The sequence below is a fragment of the Vibrio sp. R15-SG3-ISO1B genome, from assembly GCF_059833835.1.
This window is the reverse complement of sequence record NZ_JCBDGG010000051.1, coordinates 16,202-38,304: the sequence shown is the minus strand read 5'-3', so window position 1 is coordinate 38,304 and position 22,103 is coordinate 16,202. Positions and strand designations below refer to the sequence as shown.

Annotated in this window: 20 protein-coding genes; 17 read left to right on the top strand and 3 right to left on the bottom strand. The window is 49.6% G+C overall.

The annotated features are described in order from the left end of the window. Window positions 1-212: 212 nt before the first annotated feature. On the bottom strand, window positions 213-944 hold the full coding sequence (locus AC6R0S_RS16390; RefSeq protein WP_500638377.1) for a DUF3379 domain-containing protein: 732 nt from the start codon (window positions 942-944) through the stop codon (window positions 213-215). Further along, entirely contained in the window at window positions 937-1,443 is a 507-nt protein-coding gene (locus tag AC6R0S_RS16385) for a sigma-70 family RNA polymerase sigma factor (RefSeq protein ID WP_334551485.1), read from the bottom strand. Before AC6R0S_RS16385 ends, AC6R0S_RS16390 begins: the two co-directional genes overlap by 8 nt. Window positions 1,444-1,994: 551 nt before the next feature. On the opposite strand from AC6R0S_RS16385, the gene AC6R0S_RS16380 reads away from it, so the two are divergent. From AC6R0S_RS16380 to AC6R0S_RS16335, 10 genes are all read left to right on the top strand, one after another. Then, on the top strand, window positions 1,995-2,660 hold the full coding sequence (locus tag AC6R0S_RS16380; RefSeq protein ID WP_500625786.1) for a response regulator transcription factor: 666 nt from the start codon (window positions 1,995-1,997) through the stop codon (window positions 2,658-2,660). Continuing rightward, entirely contained in the window at window positions 2,657-4,102 is a 1,446-nt protein-coding gene (locus tag AC6R0S_RS16375) for a sensor histidine kinase (RefSeq protein ID WP_500631888.1), read from the top strand. Before AC6R0S_RS16380 ends, AC6R0S_RS16375 begins: the two co-directional genes overlap by 4 nt. Then, window positions 4,099-5,148, top strand: a complete 1,050-nt coding sequence (locus AC6R0S_RS16370; protein ID WP_500634167.1) for an ABC transporter substrate-binding protein — start codon at window positions 4,099-4,101, stop codon at window positions 5,146-5,148. The genes AC6R0S_RS16375 and AC6R0S_RS16370 overlap by 4 nt, the downstream gene beginning before the upstream one ends. 101 nt (window positions 5,149-5,249) lie before the next feature. Continuing rightward, the gene (locus AC6R0S_RS16365) at window positions 5,250-6,320 is read left to right on the top strand and encodes a 4-oxalomesaconate tautomerase (RefSeq protein ID WP_500638376.1); all 1,071 of its coding nucleotides are present in this window, start codon (window positions 5,250-5,252) and stop codon (window positions 6,318-6,320) included. 182 nt (window positions 6,321-6,502) lie between these two features. Further along, the gene (locus tag AC6R0S_RS16360) at window positions 6,503-7,621 is read left to right on the top strand and encodes a Bug family tripartite tricarboxylate transporter substrate binding protein (protein WP_500631891.1); all 1,119 of its coding nucleotides are present in this window, start codon (window positions 6,503-6,505) and stop codon (window positions 7,619-7,621) included. Window positions 7,622-7,724: 103 nt separating this feature from the next. Next, window positions 7,725-9,707 carry a tripartite tricarboxylate transporter permease gene (locus AC6R0S_RS16355; RefSeq protein ID WP_500625791.1) on the top strand — a complete coding sequence of 661 codons (1,983 nt, stop codon included), beginning with the start codon at window positions 7,725-7,727 and terminating at the stop codon, window positions 9,705-9,707. 5 nt (window positions 9,708-9,712) lie between these two features. After that, the gene (locus AC6R0S_RS16350; protein ID WP_500638375.1) at window positions 9,713-10,564 is read left to right on the top strand and encodes a universal stress protein; all 852 of its coding nucleotides are present in this window, start codon (window positions 9,713-9,715) and stop codon (window positions 10,562-10,564) included. Window positions 10,565-10,855: 291 nt separating this feature from the next. Next, window positions 10,856-12,163 (top strand): acetyl-CoA C-acyltransferase FadI, encoded by a 1,308-nt coding sequence (fadI, locus tag AC6R0S_RS16345; RefSeq protein ID WP_500631893.1) that lies wholly within the window; start codon window positions 10,856-10,858, stop codon window positions 12,161-12,163. Continuing rightward, window positions 12,163-14,289 carry a fatty acid oxidation complex subunit alpha FadJ gene (fadJ, locus tag AC6R0S_RS16340; protein WP_500631894.1) on the top strand — a complete coding sequence of 709 codons (2,127 nt, stop codon included), beginning with the start codon at window positions 12,163-12,165 and terminating at the stop codon, window positions 14,287-14,289. Before fadI ends, fadJ begins: the two co-directional genes overlap by 1 nt. A gap of 131 nt (window positions 14,290-14,420) precedes the next feature. Then, window positions 14,421-14,969: an NAD(P)H nitroreductase gene (locus AC6R0S_RS16335; RefSeq protein WP_487903248.1), complete on the top strand. Its 549-nt coding sequence runs from the start codon at window positions 14,421-14,423 to the stop codon at window positions 14,967-14,969. Window positions 14,970-15,023: 54 nt separating this feature from the next. Here AC6R0S_RS16335 and AC6R0S_RS16330 read toward each other — a convergent pair whose 3' ends face one another. Continuing rightward, entirely contained in the window at window positions 15,024-15,899 is an 876-nt protein-coding gene (locus AC6R0S_RS16330; protein WP_500631895.1) for a LysR family transcriptional regulator, read from the bottom strand. A gap of 241 nt (window positions 15,900-16,140) precedes the next feature. Here AC6R0S_RS16330 and AC6R0S_RS16325 point away from each other — a divergent pair, with 241 nt between their 5' ends. The 7 genes from AC6R0S_RS16325 to recR all read left to right on the top strand — a co-directional run bounded on the left by AC6R0S_RS16325 (window position 16,141) and on the right by recR (window position 21,997). Further along, complete coding sequence (locus tag AC6R0S_RS16325; RefSeq protein ID WP_500631896.1) at window positions 16,141-17,241, top strand: response regulator; 1,101 nt, start codon at window positions 16,141-16,143, stop codon at window positions 17,239-17,241. A 241-nt stretch (window positions 17,242-17,482) separates the two neighbouring features. After that, window positions 17,483-17,614, top strand: a complete 132-nt coding sequence (locus AC6R0S_RS16320; RefSeq protein WP_334551071.1) for a hypothetical protein — start codon at window positions 17,483-17,485, stop codon at window positions 17,612-17,614. Then, on the top strand, window positions 17,601-18,026 hold the full coding sequence (locus tag AC6R0S_RS16315; protein ID WP_500631897.1) for a YbaN family protein: 426 nt from the start codon (window positions 17,601-17,603) through the stop codon (window positions 18,024-18,026). The genes AC6R0S_RS16320 and AC6R0S_RS16315 overlap by 14 nt, the downstream gene beginning before the upstream one ends. Window positions 18,027-18,195: 169 nt before the next feature. After that, on the top strand, window positions 18,196-18,741 hold the full coding sequence (apt, locus tag AC6R0S_RS16310; protein WP_334551070.1) for an adenine phosphoribosyltransferase: 546 nt from the start codon (window positions 18,196-18,198) through the stop codon (window positions 18,739-18,741). Between the two features lie 12 nt (window positions 18,742-18,753). Next, window positions 18,754-20,922, top strand: coding sequence for a DNA polymerase III subunit gamma/tau (gene dnaX, locus AC6R0S_RS16305; RefSeq protein ID WP_500638374.1), 2,169 nt, complete (start codon window positions 18,754-18,756; stop codon window positions 20,920-20,922). 71 nt (window positions 20,923-20,993) lie between these two features. After that, window positions 20,994-21,323, top strand: a complete 330-nt coding sequence (locus tag AC6R0S_RS16300; RefSeq protein WP_005380618.1) for a YbaB/EbfC family nucleoid-associated protein — start codon at window positions 20,994-20,996, stop codon at window positions 21,321-21,323. Window positions 21,324-21,397: 74 nt separating this feature from the next. Next, window positions 21,398-21,997, top strand: a complete 600-nt coding sequence (gene recR / locus AC6R0S_RS16295) for a recombination mediator RecR (protein WP_334551065.1) — start codon at window positions 21,398-21,400, stop codon at window positions 21,995-21,997. Window positions 21,998-22,103 lie beyond the last annotated feature (106 nt).

The following is a 22,103-nucleotide window of genomic DNA, read 5'->3' as shown; positions in this document are numbered from 1 at the left end:
GCTCAGTGGTGGCTGATCCTAGAGGCAATTATAGGAGATACATATCCGACCATTGCGTAGTTGGCGGATAAAATTAGCGAAATGACGGTTATCTGGCAGGAAAATCCTACAAAATGGCTGTTTTTAGAGTGCAAGCTCTAATTTTATGCTAAAAAAATGGCCCGAGAGGGAATCTCGGGCCATGATCTTGCTCACAAAATGTTATCAGGTTGTTAACTCATCGGCTTGATGATATCCATCAAGGTTTGCGCGATGTTCGCCACATCTTCGCCTTTGTCTCCAACCAGAATCAGACTGTTGTTGCCAATCGGTTCAACAATGCCCGCCATACCTTGTTTCTCAAACGTAAAGGCGTTCTCACTGGCGATACCGGTTAAGAACAGCGTCACTTTGCCTTGCGTGCCTTTAAAGACCATATGCACCGCATTGGCATCGCCAAAGCCACAGTGGTTAAGGTAGTAGACATGGTAAGGGAACTGCTCAATCAAGTGTTTTTTAAACGGCACCATTTTGGCATTGATTTGCGACGATTGGACTTGTTCATCCAACACAAACACGAAGCCTTTTTCATCAAACACATGTTGAATGGCGGTGTCCGCTAAATTGGCGTTCGCGGGGGATACCACTAAATTGCCCCAGTTGACTTGGCCAACCAGTAGACCAGCGACAAAGGCGACCGAAGCTGCCATTGCCATGGCACGTTTAACGAATGTCGGGCGAACGACATTGTCTTCTTTGATTGCCGCGGATTGATTAAACAAAATGCGGTCAGCGAGCCCATCGGGTACATCGACCTTCATGGCATTGGCAATGAGGGTATCGAGTTCAAGAATATCATCGGCAAACTTGGCATTCTTGCTGTCGGCTTTGATCGCTTCGTTGATTTGTGAGTCACGCTGTTTTGGGTCGGACATAATACGACGACGGAATTCTAACTCATCCATTTTTTTGCCCCCTTGCGCTGTCATCAGAATCTAACATCTCTTTAAGTTGGTTGCGCGCTCGAAAAAGCCGTGTCATGACGGTGTTTTTGTTCAAAGACAAAATCTCGCCTATCTCTTCACCACTGAACCCTCCTACCACTTGGAGGAAAAGGGGCTCACGGTATTCTTCTTCTAGCTTCATGATTTGCGCTTGGATCCACTGGGTTTGATGATGTGGGTCATCGCTCACTTTGGCTTCGCCGCTGTAATCATCGATATCCACGAGATCAAACTGCTTACGCTCAAAACGACGCGCGTTCTCACGGCGCAAGATGGTGATCAGCCAAGACTTGGCGGCTTTTTCATCTTGCAAACTGTCCAGTGACTTCCAAGCCCTTAGGCAGGTTTCCTGCACCAAATCTTCCGCGATGGTTGGGTCTTTGCAGAGCCAATACGCATAGCGGTAGAGATCTCGGTGATAGGCACGAACCAGCGCTTCATATTTTCTTTGTCTGTCCATATCCGAGTTGACCGGAGTGTCGGACTTTTTCTTTCCAAAAAACGAAATTATTGACACACGAGCCTCCTAGTATGCTCCGTGGTGCTCATTATGGCTGATAAAACCCTCTTTATATATTGAAGCAAAGTGGCGCACAGTGCGATAAAAAGAGAGAAATCCCATTAAAATTGATCTACTTCAAAAAGAGGCAAGCGGCAACAGGTATAGTAACTCCTGTCATCTAGTCGGCATCTGCTGACAAGTTGAGCAAGATGACACTTCCTTTTGAAGGCTGACTTTACTTTCTCCTAATCAGGAAACTGATTATTTTCAATTGGCGTTAGTTAATTGCTTTATACATTCCGACCACACAGTTCTGTGTGGTTTTTTTTTGCCTCGAGAAAATGCCCGGCGCAGCAACGCTGTTCTCCCGTTTAGGCGGCTGTGTTTGATGATCACAGTGTTTGGCAAAAGCCGACAACCTGGATTGTCACCCTACCTTGTCTGATGTTATAAACTGAGGATAAAAGTGATGCATTTGTTGCATTGCCTACAAGGAAAGTTGAGGACCGATGAGAATCTTGATAGTGGAAGATGATCGTTTGATCAGCCAATCATTGGAGCAGCGCTTCACTGATTTAGGTCATGGAGTTGATTGTGCCTACGATGGAAAAGTGGCGTATGCCTTGGTCGCTCACACTCAATACGACTTAATCATCTTGGATTTGAATCTTCCGCATCGTTCTGGAGAAGAGATTACAAAAAAAATTCGCCAACGTTACGATACGCCTATTTTGATACTGACGGCGAGAAACGAGGTGCTCGATAGAATCCAACTGCTTGACTTAGGTGCGGATGATTACCTTTGTAAGCCTTTTGACTTGGGTGAACTAGAGGCGCGATGCCGTTCTATTGTGCGCAGGAGTCAAGGGCAAGATCACAACCTTATCGAATTTGGTGACATCTGTTTTGACGCAGCGAGTGCCACGGTGCAGGTGAAGGGTAAGACGGTGGAGCTCAAACAGCGAGAGTATCGCTTGTTGGAAGTGTTTCTCGGTCACCCGAACCGCGTTCTCAGTAAAGAAGAGATCATCGACCATCTGTATGGCTATGACAATCCGCCGAATCTGAACGCAATTGAGACATACGTAGGGCGTCTCAGAAAAGCGTTGTCCGAGAGTGAGGTGGAGATCAAAACACTGCGTGGCCTTGGGTATGTGATGGCCAAAGCAGGATGATCGCCTCATTGCCCGTTTTTCAGGGATTTTCTACTCGTTCGTTACGTTTTCAGCTTGTTGTTTATGCGACGATGTTGCTGCTGTTTATTGGCTTGCTCTCTATGCTCGCAGTCAAGCGCTATGCGTATCAGACAGCGCAAATTGCGTTCGATCGTCCGCTCGCCAACTCAGCGTTACAAATTTTAGAGCAGGTAAGGTTTGAGCACCTGCAAGTCAGCGTTGACCTGCCTTTCTCTGCGTTTGCCGGTTTATCAGATTCTCCCAGAGACAAAGTATTTTATGCTGTTGTCATCAATCACGATGAATTTATCACGGGCTATGCTTCCTTGCTCAGCGATACAACAATTCAATCACACATTCAGCAATATCCCGTACAGTTAGAGATCAAACCCCATTTTTTCTACCACACCATGTTTGATGAGTATGTACGCTTTGCCTTGGTCAGCCGCTCGGTGAACACCAGTGAGGGGGCGCAAGTGGTCTCGGTATTGGTGGGTCAGACGGTTCAAGCCAGGACCCATTGGGAAAAAGAGCTATCAGATGTGGCATTCAAGCTATTGGTCGGTGTGGTCAGTTGTGCCCTTGTGGTGATTCTCGTACTGATTGCTATGGTACTTAAACCTTTAAACGTGATTAACCAGAAAATCGCCAGTCGCTCCAATGTGGATCTCACACCCATCGATATGGATGCACCTGAGGAAGTGTCCCACTTGATTGAGACCGTTAACACCTTTATGTCTCAGTTGGATGACACGCTGACAAACCTGAAAAACTTTACTGGAGAAGCGGCGCATCAGTTGAAAACCCCGCTTGCCGGCATGCGCGCGCAAGTCGGTTTGATTCTGAGTCGAGATCACAATGAGGCGACCGCACGATCGTTAGCGAACGTGCTCAAGGCGTGCGATGTGCTCGAACGGACCATTGATCAACTGCTTAATCACGCAACCATTAAGCACCGATATCGAAGTGTTGAGCCCCAGTGGGTGAACATGAATCAGTTAACGGCAGCTGTGTGTCGTTCGTTGGCGATGAATGCGTTGGCAAAGGAGATAGAGCTAAGTTATGACGCGGACACGGCCTTTTCTGTACGCGGGGATGCCTTTGCACTTGAGCAAATGCTGACGAACCTCGTTGAAAATGCCATTAAATACTCGCCAGCATCCAGTCGAGTGGAAGTGGAAGTCAGCCATATGGGTAGCAAAGCCGTCGTGGTGATACGTGATTTCGGCCCCGGTATTAGCGATGCTGATAAGCCTTTGGTGTTTGATCGTTTTTATCGTATCGCGGGGACCGACGAAGCCGGTACCGGTCTGGGGATGAGTATTGCGGCTGACGTAGCGAAGAAGATGCAAGCCGTATTGTTGCTAAAAGACAGTGTCCCAACGGGGCTGACGGTAGAAATACAGTTTCCTTATACAGCGTGGCAAGAGGTAAGCGAATGAAGCGTATCGGGTGGTTAGCGGTTGCGCTCCTATGGTTTGGTTTCAGTGCGGCTGATGAGGCTTCGTTGCCACTGCGGATCTATGGCGCGGCATATCAGTCAGAAATGAAGCCGATGCTGGATGATTTTAAAATGCGTCACCCAGAGGTTAAGATCGATTACCGCTGGATGAGCAGTAATGATCTAGACCGGTATGTTCGCGATAACATTCAGCCACAGCCCGATATCACCATCAGTTCCGTGATGGATTTGCAACTGCGGCTAGTGAATGATGGCTACGCATTGCCTCATCAGGTCGCGATGTCGAGCTACGGTACTTCGCAGAGTGTATTGCCGGAGTGGAGTCAATGGCGTGATGAGTTGTTTGGTTTTAGCTTTGAGCCTGCAGTTTTAGTGTTTAATAAAGCCTTCATTGACGGTAAGGTGCCCCCAATGAACCGCGTTGAATTATTGAGCTTTATCCGTCAATACAGCAGTGAGTTAGTCGGGAAAATCGGCCTGTTTGATATCCGCCGAGTGGGGATCGGTTATTTACTTTGGTCTTTTGAAAGGCAGCAGGCAAGAAATTACGGTCAGTTTCTTGAGCTGTTTAATTCCGCCCAGGCACGCACTTTTGGTAGCACCCGTTCGATGCTTAAAGCGGCCAGTGAGGGTGAGCTTCTTATGGCTTACAACGTGCTCGGATCATACGCTAGAAGCTGGCAAGAGTTGGATGACAACATCGTGATCGTGTCGCTGACAGACTACACACCCGTAATCATTCGCAGCGCCTTTATCAATAAAACCACTCAACAGCCCGATACCGCAAAAGCCTTCATTGATTACATCTTGTCTTTGTCTGGCCAATGGGTCATGGCTGAACAAACCAATATGCCGCCGATTCGCACAGATATTACTAGTGAAAAATCCGCCGCATATTTACGTCAACACTATGCAGATCAACTGAACCCAATTCCTCTGGACGTGCGACTCATGGTGTTCTCAGATCAGAGTAAACGGGAGGTGGTGACGACAGAGTGGGAGAGCGCTCTCAAAAATTACGATTGAGTTGTCCACGCATGCGTGTGTCAGTTCGGTGACAGGTTCGTTTCGTAGCCTTACGCAGCCATTTCAAGCAGGAAGTGGTGTGATTGCTAAGGAGCGAAGGAATGACACACTCTCATCTTATTCCCTGCATGCTTATTCGGGGTGGCACCTCGAAGGGCGCGTATTTTCTTTCACAAGATCTCCCCAGTGACCCAGATGAACGTGATGCGTTGCTGATACGCATCATGGGATCAGGTGATGTCCAGCAAATCAATGGTATTGGTGGGGGCACCACGTTGACCAGTAAGGTGGCGATCGTCTCGTTGTCTGACTCGCTAGGAGTCGACCTTGACTATCTGTTTGCTCAAGTTGGCGTGGAGGAGAAGATCGTGGATACCAAACCCTCCTGCGGCAACATCTTGTCTGGAATCATTGCGTTTGCAACCGAAAAGAATCTTATCTCACTTCAAGACGGTACGACGACGGTCCGAGTCAAGAACGTCAATACCAACACCATCATAGAAGTCACAGCCGAAACGCCGAATCGACGCTTAAAGTTCGACGGGGATGTGACGGTTGATGGCGTCCCTGGCACGGGCTCACCAGTCTTGTTGAACTTCCTTGACGTGGGCGGAGCAAAAACCGGGGCGCTGTTCCCAACGGGTCAACGTCAACAACGCATTCTTGATGTCGATGTAACCTGCATTGATGCCGCTGTTCCTATGGTGCATATACCCGCATCAGCACTGGGCATTATGGGTACAGAGAGCAAAGCCGAAATTGATGCGAATCATGATCTACTGGCACGCATCGAAGCGATTCGCATTGAGGCGGGTGAGCAGATGGGGCTAGGTGATGTTCGCTCGAGCGTGATCCCTAAAGTGTCCATTGTGTCCGCACCTCAATCCGGTGGAACCATTACCTCTCGCTATTTAGTTCCCCACAATTGCCATGCCAGTCATGCGGTGACCGGCGCTATTTGTGTTGCGTCTGCCTGTTTGATTCCCGGTACGGTCACTCACTCGCTGGCAGCGCCGAGCAAAGATGAGCGTGTAGTGGTTGAGCACCCAAGCGGAAAAATTGATGTGCAAATGAGTATTTTAGAAGGTGAAGGAGAGCCGATCATCGCTCAAGCGGCGTTAGTCAGAACGTCTCGGCCTTTGTTCAAGGGCGAGGTGTTTGTTAGCCACTAATGTGTCTGCTAGCAAACGGCTTCGCACTCTCGTCGTAAAGTCGATCTATGTAACATTTTTGTTAATGAGGTTGTCCTTGTCAGTTTGATGACAGGTTGAGTGATTAGTGTTAACGCATCGCAATATTGGGCGATAGATAACAAGATTAACGAGAAGCAATCAAAGGATTTGAGGAGGCATTCATGCCAATGAGCAAACCCACTTACCCCCAGTTTATTCGCCGTACTACGGCACTGTTTTCCGCAATGGTTGCCCTAGGGGTCGCCTCTCTGAGCCCGTCGGTACTGGCAGAGGATGTCTCCTTTGATGGCGAGCGTGCTCAAATTACCGTCCCATATAAAGAGGGAGGTGGTACGGATACTTGGGCACGATTTTTTGCTCCTTACTTTAGCCAAACGCTGCCTGGTGAGCCTGTTGTCGTGGTCAAAAATGTGCCTGGTGGCGGTTCAACTAAAGGGGCTAACCAATTTGCCCGCAGAGCCAAAGACAACGGTTTGGATGTCCTCGCGAGCTCCGCATCGACTCAGTTTACTTATCTACTCGGTGACCGCCGTGTCAAATACGATTACAACGATTGGGATGTCGTGATGGCGTCGCCTACCGGCGGTGTGATTTACGTATCTCCGAGTACTGGTATCAACAATGCGGATGATTTTGTTGCCAACCTAGGCTCAGTAGAGTTTCAGTATGCCAGTCAAGGTGCGACAACGATTGATTTGGTGCCTTTGTTAGCGCTTGATCTATTGGGTGCTGATGTCAAAGCTGTCTTTGGTATGAAAGGTCGTGGTGCTGGTCGCCTCGCTTTTGAACGTGGCGAAGTCAATTTAGATTCTCAGACCAGTTCTGCCTATTTGAAGAAGGTAACCCCGCTGGTAGAGGAAGGCAAAGCGATCCCCATCTTTAGTTTGGGTGTGTTGGATGACAACGGTCAACTTCAGCGCGATCCTAACTTCCCCGATATTCCACACTTCGCTGAGGTCTATCAGAAAGCCAATGGGGACATGAATGCCCAAGGTTTCAAAGTTTGGCGTTCTTTCTTTGTCGCAGGTTTCGTGGCTCAGAAAATGTTTTTCCTTCCTGATTCAACGCCAGAAGCGGTCAAACAAGCCTGGCGTGATGCAGCAAAAACCTTCGTTGCAGATGAAGAGTTCCAAGCTCGAGCTAAAGACGTACTGGGTAACTATCAACAGCTAACGGGCGAGGAGGCAGACAAAGCGGTAGAAGCGATTCTGTCACTCGATGAGAGCAGCAGAGAGTGGGTCGCTCAATGGCTTGCTGATAAGTACAACACCAAACTGTAACTCTCAATGAGCAGCGCTCTGAGCGCTGCTCTTCTCTCTCATTCCTCAATTTAGTTGTCCCTCTATTCTCCGTCTGACGACGTTGGCGTTCAAAGGTTCTACGATGTTTAGTGAATTGTTTTTGGCCCTAGAGACCATACTTACCGTCCAGCACATTACCTACATGTTAGGGGGCGTGATGCTGGGCTTAGCGATCGGTATATTCCCAGGTTTAGGGGGGATTGCGGGTCTTTCATTGTTGCTGCCGTTTCTGTATGGCATGGATCCGGTTTCAGCACTCGCGATGTTGATAGGTTTGGTTGCCGTTATCCCTACCTCTGATACCTTCACCTCTGTATTGATGGGAATTCCCGGTTCGAGTGGCTCACAAGCGACCGTACTGGATGGTTTTCCTATGGCAAAGAAAGGGCAAGCTGCGCGAGCGTTATCTGCGGCGTTCACCTCATCTTTGTTTGGTGGTTTGTTCGGTGCTGTGGTTCTGACTGGCTTTGTGCTGGTGGCTCGTCCGGTGATTTTAGCATTTGGCTCTGGTGAGCTGTTTATGCTGACGTTACTTGGTCTGACCATGGTGGGCTCTCTAGCAGGAAGAAGTTTAGTCAAAGGCTTATCGGCCTGTGGGTTGGGTGTGATGCTGGGTAGTGTCGGCAGTGCGCCAGCCACCGGCGAATATAGAATGGTGTTTGATAATTTCTATTTGATGGACGGCATTCCACTTGTTGTCGTGGGCTTGGGAATTTTCGCTTTGCCAGAGATCATCGATCTCCTTCGCCAAAACAAGCCAATAGCCAGTGCCAGCAAACTCGGTTCCGGATGGCTATCGGGGGTAAAAGATTTCTTCGAAAACAAGTGGCTTGCTCTACGATGTAGTGTCATTGGCTGCATCATCGGTGCTTTGCCAGGTTTGGGGGGAAGTGTGGTCGATTGGATAGCCTACGGACACGCAGTGCAAACCACGAAGGACAAGCCTGATTTTGGCCAGGGGGATGTGCGTGGCATTATTGCACCTGAGTCATCAAACAACGCGAAAGAGGGCGGTGGTTTAGTGCCCACTCTGCTGTTTGGTATTCCTGGATCTGGTGGCATGGCGGTGTTTTTAGGTGGCATGGTATTGGTCGGTTTGGAGCCTGGACCAGCGATGGTCAGCACTGATTTAGACATTACTTACACGATTGTTTGGTCATTAGCACTTGCCAACGTGTTTGGTGCAGGTGCTTGTATGCTGATTTCGCCATGGGTTGCTAAGTTGACCACCATTCGCTATGCCTTACTCGCTCCTTTTATGGTTATGGTGATCTGTTTTGCAGCGTTTCAAGCTACCCGCGATTTAGGGGACTTGGTGACACTGTTAGCAGTCGGTGTATTGGGCGTGCTTATGAAACGATTTGATTGGCCTCGCCCTGCGTTTCTTATCGGCTTTGTTCTTTCTGCCGGAATGGAAACCTATTTATATCAAGCGGTTCAATTTGATGGTGCAGCGTTCTTACTTCGTCCCGGCGTAATGATCATTGGTGCGCTCACATTACTTTCACTCGTTTTTATGATCCGACAAAATATGAAAAAGCGCGAGCAATCGACCAACGAAGCGTCCTCCACTCCTGCTCCACGTACCCCTCAATTAGCATTTGCGGTCGTGGTGAACTTGGCTTTCGCTTACGGTATCTATGATGGATATCAGCAGAGTTTCCTAGGGGGCATTTTCCCGATTGTCGTGGCGAGTGGTATGTGGTTGCTTTCCGCTGTGGTGATTGTGCAGTTACTGACGCACACCTCATCATCACCGATTTACTTTGATAACGAATATGAGCAAGGCTACGCGTTTGATGACAACACGTCATCGATGATGCACTACCTCTACTGGTTGGCGGGTTTGGTGCTCGGGTGCTTTTTAGTCGGCTATGTCATCTCAATTAGTGTGTTCTTCTGTTTATTCTTGATGAATAAAGCCGGTCTGAGCTTATGGCGATCTTTCGCAACGACGACATTGGCATGCGGATTTCTACTTGGTTTGACCCATCTTATGTTGTTGGATTTGCCCATTGGCCTATTGCAGGACGCCGTGGATCTACCTTGGCCATTCGGAGGATAACCTAGATGTCTATTAAATCGATCATCATGCCTTTTGCCTCGCAAGAGGATGGAGATACCCGCCTCGAGGGAGGCTTACATGTGGCCAAGTTTTTTCTGGCACACTTGGATGTATTGCACGCACAAGTGGGGTCGGAGCAACTGATGCCCCACGAGCAGCGGCTCGTGTCACGCAAATTCTATGACCAGATAGGTAAAATTGTTCGCGACTACGTCAGTAATGATATGTCGCAAGCTAAGTTGCGATTTTCTGAGCTATGTCAATCACTTAACGTGGTGGAGGGCGAGTCGAGTCTCAACCAAACCAGTGCCACTTGGCATGATATTTTTGGCTATCGTGGTGAGGTGGTGGCGGAGCGCGGTAAAGTATCGGACATCATCATTATTCCTAAATCACTAACAGGGCGCACAAGCGTCAGCTTTGAAGCGGCGATAGAGCATGGCGGCAAACCGGTTCTAGTGATGCCGAGGACGCAGACGCATTTTGCACCGAAGACGGTAATGATTGCGTGGAATGGCGATGAAGCAGCAGCAAACGCAGTAAGTTCTTCATTACCGCTGCTCAAACTTGTCGATAATGTCGTGGTTGCGACCAGTGAGCGCTCATTAGCGAAAAAGCCGACGCAAATCGATCTCGCTACCTACCTTGCACGACACGGAGTGGATGCGGAATGTTTGACGTTTACCCGAGCGAGAAGAAACACAGCCTCGCAGTTGCTTGAGGTGGCCAGTGAAATCAAAGCGGATGTCGTCGTTGCCGGCGCGTTTGCACACCAGAAGCTTCATCAGAAGGTGTTTGGGGGCGTAACTAACCAACTGCTCTCAAGTGCCACGATCCCTTTGTGGATGATGAGTTAACTACGCGATTCACCGCATTGTTCAATGACAGTTGCGTGACAGCTTGAACGTGTACTCTAACTAAAAGACTGGTTAACACCTAATCCATCCGCCCAAGAAAAATGCAGGGTTTACTCCTCCTTGTGTTGTGTTAACCAGTCTTTTCCTTTTCCTGACTTTACTCCCATTTACCGCCTCCAAACCCTCTGCTACTTTTCCATCATAAATCACGTTTATTTAAACGGCCGTTTGATTGCTTTAACAATCTCGTTACAATGGCGTGGTCAGACCTCTCATGATTAAGGAGAAACAATGGGCAAGCAGGAATTAAAGACCCGCTCGGGCGAACGCATCGCCATCGTTGCCGGTTTACGCACGCCGTTTGCACGTCAAAGTACGGAATTTAGCCAGGTCCCCGCGGTGGATCTGGGCAAAATGGTGGTCAGCGATATGTTGGCCAAAACGGACATCGATCCTGCGTTGATCGATCAGGTGGTGTTTGGCCAAGTGGTTCAAATGCCAGAGGCCCCCAACATTGCCCGAGAAATTGTACTGGGCACCGGGATGAACATTCATACCGACGCCTACAGTGTGACTCGCGCCTGTGCGACCAGTTTCCAATCTGCCGTGAATGTGGCGGAAAGCATTATGTCCGGCACGATTGATATCGGTATTGCCGGTGGCGCGGATTCATCGTCTGTGCTGCCTATTGGTGTCTCGAAAAAGCTCGCCGCGAACTTGCTGGCGCTAAGCAAAACGAAGACGCTAGGTCAAAAGCTTAACATTCTTAAAACTTTGTCATTGAAAGATCTCATGCCGGTGCCACCAGCGGTCGCTGAATATTCCACCGGTCTTTCTATGGGGCAAACGGCGGAGCAAATGGCGAAATCACACGGCATTTCTCGCCAAGAGCAAGACGCGTTAGCGCACCGTTCGCATACGCTAGCGGCAAAAGCGTGGGAAGAAGGGAAAATTCGCGACGAAGTGATGACCGCTTTCCCAGAGCCCTACAAAAAATGGATCGCCGAAGACAACAACATTCGCCGCGATTCGACCTTAGAAGGCTACGCCAAGCTTCGTCCTGCATTCGATCGTAAGTTTGGTAGCGTCACAGCGGCAAACAGTACGCCACTGACGGACGGCGCCGCCGCCATTATGTTGATGCGAGAAGGGCGCGCTAAGGAGCTTGGGCTTGAGATCATGGGTTACATCCGTTCTTACGCCTTCTCGGCGATTGGCGTTGAAACCGACATGTTGATGGGGCCATCGTACGCCACACCGGTTGCACTCGACCGAGCGGGTATTACGCTGTCTGATTTGACCTTGATCGATATGCACGAAGCGTTCGCCGCTCAGGCGCTATCGAACGTGAAGATGTTTGCGAGCGCTAAGTTTGCCCAAGAGAAATTGGGTCGCTCAAAAGCCATCGGTGAGATTGATATGGATAAGTTTAACGTTCTAGGTGGTTCGATTGCCTACGGACACCCATTCGCGGCGACGGGCGCTCGCATGATTACGCAAACGCTGCGTGAGTTGCAACGCCGTGGCGGTGGATTGGCATTGAATACCGCCTGTGCAGCAGGTGGATTGGGCGCAGCAATGGTTCTGGAGGTCGAATAATGAGTGAGCAAAAAGCATTTAACTTAACCATTGATGAGCAAAACATCGCTTGGCTGGCGATTGATGTGCCCGGCGAGAAAATGAACACGCTGCAAGCGGCGTTTGCCGATGAAATGGCCGCTATCTTTGATGAGCTCGGTGACAAGCAGTCTACCCTCAAAGGCATGGTGGTCCACTCACTCAAGCCGGACAACTTTATTGCTGGCGCCGATGTACGTATGTTGGACGCCTGTCAAAGTGCTGCAGAAGCACAAGCGTTAGCGCAACAAGGTCAGCAGATGTTCGCGACATTATCGGATCTGCCTTTTCCTGTTGTCGCGGCGATTCATGGTCCGTGTTTGGGCGGCGGCTTAGAGCTTGCTTTGGCGTGTGATTATCGTGTTTGTAGTGATGATGATGCGACGAGACTGGGTCTACCTGAAGTTCAACTTGGACTTTTGCCAGGCTCGGGCGGCACGCAAAGACTGCCTCGTTTGATTGGTTTGCTGCCATCACTGGATTTGATTTTGACCGGTAAACAGTTGCGAGCGAAAAAAGCGGGCAAATTGGGCGTGGTGGATGCGGTGGTACCGCAGACTATCTTGCTCGATGTGGCGAAAGGCTTGATTGAAAAGTCATCGCCGAAGCAAAAAAGTGGCAAAAAAGCATCGACTAAAGAAAAGCTGATGGCGCACACCGGGTTGGGCCGCAAGGTGATCTTTGAACAAGCAGCCAAGAAAACCCACGCCAAAACGCGCGGCAATTACCCAGCGGCAGAGGCGATTTTAGACGTCATTCGCTACGGGCTTGAGCACGGCTTCGATAAAGGGTTACAGAAAGAAGCGCAGCGCTTTGGTGAGTTGGTGATGACTTCAGAATCGAAGGCACTGCGCTCGATTTTCTTTGCGACCACTGAAATGAAAAAAGACAACGGCAGTGATGCTACGCCGCGCAAGATTCAGCGTGCCGCCGTGCTAGGTGGTGGCTTGATGGGGGCGGGCATTAGTCACGTTAGTGTGGCGAAAGCGAAAGTTCCTGTCCGGATAAAAGATGTGTCAAACGATGGCGTTCTTAACGCTTTGCAATACAACTACAAGTTGTTCGACAAGCAGCGTCAACGTCGCATTCTTTCCAAAGCGCAACTGCAATCGAAAATGGTGCAGCTGTCGGGTGGCACCGATTTTACCGGCTTTAAAAACACAGACATCGTGATTGAAGCGGTATTTGAAGATTTGACGCTCAAGCAGCAAATGGTGGCGGATGTGGAAGCCAATGGCCATGCAGAAACTATTTTTGCGACCAATACGTCATCATTGCCGATCCACCAAATTGCCGCCGAGGCTAAGCACCCTGAGAAAGTCGTCGGGTTGCACTACTTCAGCCCGGTGGAAAAAATGCCGCTGGTTGAGGTGATCCCACACGAAGGCACATCGGATGAAACCGTCGCCACTGTGGTCGCTTTTGCTCGCAAGCAAGGCAAAACGCCGATTGTGGTCAAAGATTGCGCAGGCTTTTACGTTAACCGTATTTTAGCGCCTTACATGAATGAAGCGGCGCAAGTACTGATGGCGGGTGAACCGATTGAACAGTTAGATAAAGCGCTGCTTAACTTCGGCTTCCCAGTCGGCCCGATTACGTTGTTGGATGAAGTTGGCGTCGATATCGGCGCGAAAATTATGCCTATCTTGGTCAAAGAACTCGGCGCGCGTTTTCAAGGCCCAGATGTGTTTGACATTTTACTCAATGATGGCCGCAAAGGGCGTAAGAGTGGCAAAGGCTTCTACACCTACAAAGGGAAAAAGAAAGAGGTCGATAAGTCCGTGTACAAACTGCTGAAATTGACCCCGGAATCTAACCTTGCTGAGAAAGACATCGCCATGCGCTGTGTGCTGCCGATGCTCAACGAAGCGGTCCGCTGTCTGGACGAGGGCATCATCCGTAGCCCTAGAGATGGTGACATCGGGGCGATTTTCGGTATTGGTTTTCCTCCATTCTTAGGTGGCCCTTTCCGCTACATGGACCAAATTGGCGTGAAGAAGCTGGTGGATATCATGAACGACCACGCACAAAAATACGGGGACCGATTCGCGCCATGCGATGGGCTGTTAACACGTGCGGGGTTAGATAAGCCCTTCTACAGCAACTAGTTTTTGCTCAAAATAAAAAGCGAGCCTGGGTAATAGGCTCGCTTTTTTTGTTTGACGCGTTACTATTTATAACGATAAGCAGCCAACCATAGGCTGGCGAGTGTCTCGAATATAATCATTAAGGATATCAAATGGATGCGCTTGATTTACTGCTCAACCGTCGCTCAGTCGGCAAACTGTCTGCCCCGGCTCCTGAGGGAGTCGCATTAGAAAACATCATTCGCGCAGGCCTGCGCGCGCCGGATCATGCGGGGTTGACGCCGTGGCGTTTCGTGATTGCTCAAGGGGAAGGGCTCAATAAGCTGTCTGCGATTTTGCACCGTGCTGCGGTGGCGGACAACAGTGATGACGCTGTGCTTGAAAAAGTGAAAAATGCGCCTTTTCGCGCGCCTATGGTGATCACGGTGATCGCAAAAGTGACGGAGCACGACAAAGTGCCAGCACTTGAGCAGCACCTATCTGCAGGTTGTGCCGTGCAAGCGATGCAGATGGCGGCGGTTGCACAGGGCTTCCAAGGGTTCTGGCGCTCTGGCCCTTGGATGTTCCACCCGAATGTGCATCAAGCTTTTGGCTTGCAGGGAGAAGATCAAATCGTCGGATTCCTCTATCTTGGTACGCCCGATAGTGAGCCAATGAAAGTGCCCCATCGCGAGTTGAGTAAATTCGTCGAGTATTTGTAATCCTTGACGGACAAAGAAAGAAAAGCACCTGATTGAAAACAATCAGGCGCTTTTTTAATGCAGGTTGAACGCGATCACAAAGTCGATGAATAAACGGACTTTCTCGGGTAAGTGATCTTTGTGGTTATACAGCATATAAATATCACGAGGGTTAGCGATCCAGTCATCGAGCACTTGGACAAGGCTGCCATCCTCAATGTACTCGCGAATCATCACATCCGGCATGAGCGTAATGCCAAGCCCTTCAGAACACGCGCTGCGAACGACATTGAGCGTATTGGCTTGGAAGCGGCCTTTATCATTATTGACCACCACTTCGCCATTGTGATTTTTGAGTTGCCATTTGAGCAGCGGCGCACCTTTGAGCAGTGCATGCTGGCTCAACTCTTCGGCGTGTTTCGGTGCAGGATGTAGGCGCAAATACGTTGGACTGGCAACCAAAATGTCTTTGACCGAGCTAATTTTACGTGCAATCAGGCTTGAATCTCGCTGCGGCCCCACTCGGAAAATGACATCCCACTCGGTGGGGTCAAGGTGGTCGGATTGCGTGCTGGTATCAAGCTCTATATGGATATCAGGGTATTGAAGCATAAACGCATTGAACATCGGCATCATCATGCGTTTGGTTAGATTGGAAGGAGAGGTAATACGAATTTTACCCGCAGCGCCACGACATTCATCAGAGATCTCCTCTGCTGTCATCGTCAGACGGTTGAGCAGGGGAGAGCACTCATTGAAAAAGCGCTCACCCGCCTCAGTCAGTGACAGCTTTCTTGCATGTCGATTGAGCAAGCGAAGGTTAAGTGAGTCTTCCAGCGCTTGAATTCGTCGAGTGATCGTGGCGACCGGAATCATGGTTTTACGGGAAGTTGCGGTATAGCTTCCATTTTCTACCACCAGTCTAAATAGGTTGAGATCATCTAATTTCATTCTGTCGAACACACTTTGGTTACGAATTTAGGTAATTTATCTTTATATATCATGTCAAAGCTTGAGGCACATCAACAACTTCACCGATCTTACCGGATTCATACATATAGTAGCTATCCCTCATTTACGGTGGAATATTTGTATAAATGGGCCGTGGCGACTACTTTTTAAGAAGTGTTTCAAACAAGCAGTTAATAATAACAATAATGTTGATAATCCAAATTTGGGTGAGGCAAGGTTTATGCACAAATCAGTTCAGGTGGCCTCGGTGGTGAATCCGCGACTGGCTGCAAGTCAAAAGCTCATTATGGTCGTTGATGACGATCCTATCTTTCGTCGCATTACGACGGGATTCCTAACCGCACAAGGTTATGAAGTCGTCGAGGCTTCAGATGGCTTAGAAGGTTTAAAACAGTTGAGGGAACATTCCCCCGACCTCATTTTATGTGATCTGTCGATGCCGGTGCTTGATGGTATCGAGTTTGTCGAGGAGGTCAGCTTAGAGTACCCGTCTATGCCGCTTATTGTTGTATCGGCGACCGATGAGATGTCTGATGTGGCGAAGGCGCTGCGTTACGGCATCAAAGATTTCCTTCCTAAACCGATTTCCAATTATGAACACCTCGCCAACGCCATTGAAGTGACGTTGGAGGATTCTGACAACCACCTCAGTGATCTCAGGGATTTTTCCAGTCAGTGGTTTCGTGTCGATAGTGGGGATATGCCTGAGGAGCAAGAGCTTCATTGGCACTTGGAGTTTCTAGAGGATAACCCAAGTGCGGCCAAAGATTTACTCCATGCGCTGCTGCCAGACAAAGACACCGCACAAGGGGATTGGAAGTGCAGTTACCGCTTACTGCAATCGACGGATGTGATGCCTTTGGTGTTTGATTATGCCTGGCTTATGAACGGTCAATTTGCTTTCTATTTGGTGGATTCGGCCAGTAGCCATCATCATGGCCCAGCGGCGACGCTGCTGGTTCGCGCTTTGTTCCATGATTATCTGCGTAACCTCAAATCCTTCAATGCGGATTTGAAAGATCTGGCGGATATTCTAGAGAAAGGCATGCAGTGCTCCGACTGCGGCGTACCGGTGAAAGCCTTGTTTGGGGTGGCAGATCTTTGCTCAGGAAAGCTGTCTCTGCTGCCTGCCGGGCTGGATGCACAGTGGTCGAATGGGTACCAATCTCAACATATCCCTTCTGGCGTCAAGTTGGGAGAAAACTGCGCCAAAAACTTCATCACCACCGATCTCTTGATACAGTCGGCGTGTCAGTTATCCCTAAGCCGCCTAGGTTCTAGCAGCTTTACTTTAGACATCTTCCGTGGTGGCAGCGCTTAAACGCATCCATGTATTTCCCCAAATAGTGATCAATCCCAAAGGCCTAATTCGTCTTTGGGGTTGATGGGTTACTCCCTCTCATTTCATCAATAACCTTACACCTGCTCGGTGTTTATGCTTTAACCATTAAGGTATAGTCTCGCCAAACAAAAATAACCCTAAAACGCAGGGCAGCACTGCGTTAATGGGACTTTCATTATTGAAAGAAACGTATCGCCACCTACCAAAAGAGAAGCAGCCCATGGCAGACAAAGATTTTAAAGAACCGTATAATATTTTTTACTTTTTAGGCTTTATTGCAGCCCTGTTGATCCCAACGCTTCCCGCGACCTTGACTTGGATTCGCGTGTTCAACGGATATGCAGGCTTCTAACGCAGTTCTGGAGCATACCATTCCTCTACGCAGATTCTTTTTCTATGTTGTTGGTGTGCTCAGTTTATGCCTAGGCATACTGGGCATCTTCCTTCCCGTTCTTCCTACCACACCGTTTATTTTGCTCTCTAGCGCCTGTTTTATGCGCAGCAGTCCACGCTTTCACCGCTGGCTTCATCAACACCCGACGTTCGGGCCTATCATTATCAATTGGCATCAGAACCGGGCGGTAACGCGCGGTGTAAAACAGCGCGGCGCGCTCGCGATGGTACTCAGTTTTAGCTTCTCAATTTGGGTTGTCCCTCACCTATGGCTGAAAGCGATGTTGGTGGTGATGCTGGTGATTTTACTCAGTTGGTTCTTGCGTCTTCCTGTGATGGAGCCGCTTGCCGATAGAGAAGAAAATCACTAAGATTACCCAGAAGTGTGCCCACTCTATTGGTGGGCGTTTGTTTTTTATACGAACCGTATTTTAGTCAGTGATTTGGTCAGATACCGGATCCGAGTGGCACAAAACCCATTATTAAGTGGCCGATGATAACAATGATAGGCGCCCACTTAGCCAAAGTAAGTAATGAACTATGACAACTGAAACGATCGCATTCATCAAATCTAGCATCAAAAGCATTCCAGACTATCCAAAGCCAGGCATTCTATTCCGTGATGTCACGAGCTTGATGGAGAACGCCAAAGCCTACCAAGCCACGATCCAACTTTTAGTGGATAAGTATAAAGATCAAGGCTTTACCAAAGTCGTTGGTACAGAAGCACGTGGCTTCTTGTTTGGTGCACCGTTGGCGTTGGAGCTTGGTGTGGGTTTTGTCCCTGTGCGTAAACCGGGCAAACTACCACGCAACACCATCGCTCAATCTTATGAGTTGGAGTATGGCGTTGATACGCTAGAGATTCATACCGATGCCATCTCAGAAGGTGACAAGGTGCTGGTGGTGGACGATTTGCTCGCAACCGGCGGTACCATCGAAGCGACCACCAAACTGATCAGACAGTTAGGTGGCGTGGTCGAACATGCGGCGTTTGTTATCAATCTACCTGAAATCGGTGGTGATAAACGTCTGCAAGGTCTCGGCCTTACGGTTTACAGCATCTGTGAATTTGACGGTCATTAATCGGAATTATTCATGAGTTATCTTGCTTTAGCGCGAAAGTGGCGTCCAACCAAATTCAGTGAAGTGGTGGGTCAAGCGCACGTTTTGACGGCGCTTGAAAATGCACTCGCTCAAAATCGTCTCCACCATGCGTACTTGTTCAGTGGTACGCGAGGTGTCGGTAAAACCTCGATTGGGCGACTGTTTGCCAAAGGTCTAAATTGTGAAACGGGTATTACTGCCAACCCTTGTGGTCAGTGTGATACGTGTCAAGAGATAGACCAAGGGCGCTTTGTGGATCTATTAGAGATCGACGCGGCGTCGCGCACCAAAGTGGAAGATACTCGAGAGTTATTGGACAACGTCCAGTACAAGCCAGCGCGTGGACGCTTTAAAGTGTACCTGATTGACGAGGTGCACATGCTCTCTCGTCATAGTTTTAACGCGCTGCTGAAAACATTGGAAGAGCCGCCAGAGTACGTGAAGTTTATTCTGGCGACCACCGATCCGCAAAAACTGCCTGTGACGATTTTGTCGCGCTGTCTGCAGTTTCATCTTAAGCCGATCACGGTCGATGCCATTCATCAACAGCTGGATCATATCCTTGCACAGGAACAAGTGAGTGCAGAGGCACGCGCATTGGGTATGATTGCCCATGCGGCGGATGGCAGTATGCGTGATGCACTCAGTTTGACTGACCAAGCGATTGCTCTTGGCAATGGCAGTATCAGCCAAGAAAGCGTGGCGCACATGTTGGGTACACTCGACACCGATCAAGCCTTGCATCTGCTGCAAGCGATCAGCTCGAAATCGGTGGATGTGGTGATGTCGAGTGTGGAGCAAATGGCGCAAAACGGTGTGGATTGGGATGGATTGTTGCAACAACTCGCCAGTCAATTGCATCGATTAGCCATGGTGCAGGCTTTGCCATCCTCGCTTGATAAAGGCCAGCCTGACGCTGACAAGGTCGTGCAGCTGAGCAAAGCGTTAACGCCGCAAGATATTCAACTGTTCTACCAAATTGCGTTGAAAGGGCGTGAAGACATCGCGTTGGCGCCGTCAGAGCGCATTGGTTTAGAGATGGTGCTGTTGCGCATGGTGGCATTTAGGCCACAAGAGGTGTCGCAAGCCAATATAATCTCAACGCAGACATCCAGCGCACCTGTCGCAGAGGCGCCGGTGCCATCTGCAGCGCCACCAGTCAGCCATGCTGCGCCTCAAGCGCCGATGTCCTCTCCAGCGGTATCACCTCAGCCTGAAGCGACACCACCTCAGCCTAAAGCGCTATCGCAGCCAATGCCAAGCGCACCGTCGTATGAGCCACCGATGGCCGATTACGACATGCCACCGCATGACGATATGCATGACGCGTCTGGGTATGACAGAGATGAGTATGCACAGATGACGCCCGCTTCGGCCCCACAAGCCCCAGCAGCGCCAACACCGCCTCCAACGCAGAAGCCTGCGTCAAGTGGGGTGAGCGGCGGCATTAGTGGTTTGCGTCATCAATTGCGTTCACAGCGTCAAGGGCGCAGCTCGCCAGGCGCGTCAACAAAAAAGGCTAAAGCGGCATCTGCCAAACCTGAATCGGTGCTCGAACGTGTTGCGCAAAAACACGCCGGAGCGCCGCAGATGTCGCCTGCTGCACACATGGCTAGAAACGAGTCGGCAAACAACGCATCGCTTGAGAAGCCTGAGCCCTATCAATGGACGCCAAGCCAACCAGTCGTGGATGAGCAAAAGCCGGAACTGAAACCCACGCAGCTGAAAAAAGCGCTCGAGCACGAGAAGACGCCAGAGATGGTCGATAAACTCGTCAATGAAAGCTTAGAGCGAAGCGAGTGGGCAAAGCTCATCAGTCAGCTCAATACAGCTAAGTTGACTGAGCAACTCGCGCTCAATTCGGATTTCGTCAAAGATGGTCGCTCTATCCAACTGACGTTGCGTCCACAGCAGGCTCACCTCAACACGGATAAAGCGCAAAGTGAACTGCTCTCGGAGCTCAATCGAGTGTTGGGCGAAGAGTGCCAGTTAAGTGTCGAGATTGGTGACAAAGGAGAAACACCGCTAGAGTTAAGAGATAAGCTGTATCAAGGCAAGCTTGAGCAAGCTTTTAGCAGTCTAGCGGCTGATGAGTACGTGCAGTTTATCGAGCAGCGTTTTGGTGCTGAACTCGATAGCGATAGTGTACGACCGATATAATTTCCGGTGGTTGAATTCATTTGATTCAGCCCCCATTTAATTCGATATAGTGACAAACTAGAGAGATAAACATGTTTGGTAAAGGCGGTATGGGCAACCTAATGAAGCAGGCCCAGCAAATGCAAGATCGCATGCAAAAGCTTCAAGAAGAAATTGCGAATATGGAAGTGACTGGTGAATCGGGCGCTGGACTTGTGAAAGTGACCATTACTGGTAGCCACAGTGTTCGCCGCGTTGATATCGACGAGAGCTTGATGGAAGACGATAAAGAGATGCTAGAAGATCTCATTGCTGCTGCGTTCAATGATGCCGCTCGTCGTGTTGAAGAGACGCAAAAAGAGAAAATGGCGTCAGTGACAGGCGGTATGCAATTACCACCTGGTATGAAAATGCCGTTCTAATCTCGCACTCTGCGCGTAACAGGTTTACGTGCAATCGACGAGAATGACGGACAATTCATAGAGAAAGAGAGTCAATGCGTACCAGTCACATGCTGGAACAATTAATGGAGGCCTTGCGCTGTCTACCTGGGGTTGGCCCCAAGTCGGCACAGCGGATGGCCTTTCATTTATTGCAGCGAGATAGAAAAGGCGGCGTGCAACTCGCCGACGCGTTAAGTCAGGCAATGACGGAAATCGGCCATTGCTCCGAATGCCGAACCTTTACTGAAGAAGAGGTTTGCCATATCTGCACCAATCCTAAACGCCAAGAGAATGGACAAATCTGTGTTGTAGAAAGCCCTGCGGATATCGCAGCGGTGGAAGCGACCGGTCAATATTCTGGGCGTTACTTTGTGTTGATGGGGCACTTGTCGCCCCTTGATGGTATTGGGCCGAGTGATATCGGTTTGGATGTGCTGGACTTTCGCCTGCGCCGCGGTGATATCAGCGAGGTGATTCTTGCGACCAACCCAACGGTGGAAGGGGAGGCGACCGCGCATTACATTGCCGAGTTGTGTCATGAGCACCAAGTCACGGCTAGTCGCATTGCCCATGGTGTGCCGGTCGGTGGTGAATTAGAGCTGGTGGATGGCACAACGCTGTCTCATTCACTGCTCGGGCGACATAAGATTTAATGCCCTGCATTTTACACCCAGAAGTAATATCAATATGGCCGCATCTGCGGCCATGTTTTTATCTGTCACCCATGACAGAGCGTGGTGCTTGGTTTGCTTTTGTTAC

Coding starts and splice junctions, on each gene's coding strand:
- AC6R0S_RS16390 (WP_500638377.1), bottom strand. CDS start 944: ATGGATGAGTTAGAATTCCGTCGTCGTATTATGTCCGACCCAAAACAG.
- AC6R0S_RS16385 (WP_334551485.1), bottom strand. CDS start 1,443: ATGGACAGACAAAGAAAATATGAAGCGCTGGTTCGTGCCTATCACCGA.
- AC6R0S_RS16380 (WP_500625786.1), top strand. CDS start 1,995: ATGAGAATCTTGATAGTGGAAGATGATCGTTTGATCAGCCAATCATTG.
- AC6R0S_RS16375 (WP_500631888.1), top strand. CDS start 2,657: ATGATCGCCTCATTGCCCGTTTTTCAGGGATTTTCTACTCGTTCGTTA.
- AC6R0S_RS16370 (WP_500634167.1), top strand. CDS start 4,099: ATGAAGCGTATCGGGTGGTTAGCGGTTGCGCTCCTATGGTTTGGTTTC.
- AC6R0S_RS16365 (WP_500638376.1), top strand. CDS start 5,250: ATGACACACTCTCATCTTATTCCCTGCATGCTTATTCGGGGTGGCACC.
- AC6R0S_RS16360 (WP_500631891.1), top strand. CDS start 6,503: ATGCCAATGAGCAAACCCACTTACCCCCAGTTTATTCGCCGTACTACG.
- AC6R0S_RS16355 (WP_500625791.1), top strand. CDS start 7,725: ATGTTTAGTGAATTGTTTTTGGCCCTAGAGACCATACTTACCGTCCAG.
- AC6R0S_RS16350 (WP_500638375.1), top strand. CDS start 9,713: ATGTCTATTAAATCGATCATCATGCCTTTTGCCTCGCAAGAGGATGGA.
- fadI (WP_500631893.1), top strand. CDS start 10,856: ATGGGCAAGCAGGAATTAAAGACCCGCTCGGGCGAACGCATCGCCATC.
- fadJ (WP_500631894.1), top strand. CDS start 12,163: ATGAGTGAGCAAAAAGCATTTAACTTAACCATTGATGAGCAAAACATC.
- AC6R0S_RS16335 (WP_487903248.1), top strand. CDS start 14,421: ATGGATGCGCTTGATTTACTGCTCAACCGTCGCTCAGTCGGCAAACTG.
- AC6R0S_RS16330 (WP_500631895.1), bottom strand. CDS start 15,899: ATGAAATTAGATGATCTCAACCTATTTAGACTGGTGGTAGAAAATGGA.
- AC6R0S_RS16325 (WP_500631896.1), top strand. CDS start 16,141: ATGCACAAATCAGTTCAGGTGGCCTCGGTGGTGAATCCGCGACTGGCT.
- AC6R0S_RS16320 (WP_334551071.1), top strand. CDS start 17,483: ATGGCAGACAAAGATTTTAAAGAACCGTATAATATTTTTTACTTTTTA.
- AC6R0S_RS16315 (WP_500631897.1), top strand. CDS start 17,601: ATGCAGGCTTCTAACGCAGTTCTGGAGCATACCATTCCTCTACGCAGA.
- apt (WP_334551070.1), top strand. CDS start 18,196: ATGACAACTGAAACGATCGCATTCATCAAATCTAGCATCAAAAGCATT.
- dnaX (WP_500638374.1), top strand. CDS start 18,754: ATGAGTTATCTTGCTTTAGCGCGAAAGTGGCGTCCAACCAAATTCAGT.
- AC6R0S_RS16300 (WP_005380618.1), top strand. CDS start 20,994: ATGTTTGGTAAAGGCGGTATGGGCAACCTAATGAAGCAGGCCCAGCAA.
- recR (WP_334551065.1), top strand. CDS start 21,398: ATGCGTACCAGTCACATGCTGGAACAATTAATGGAGGCCTTGCGCTGT.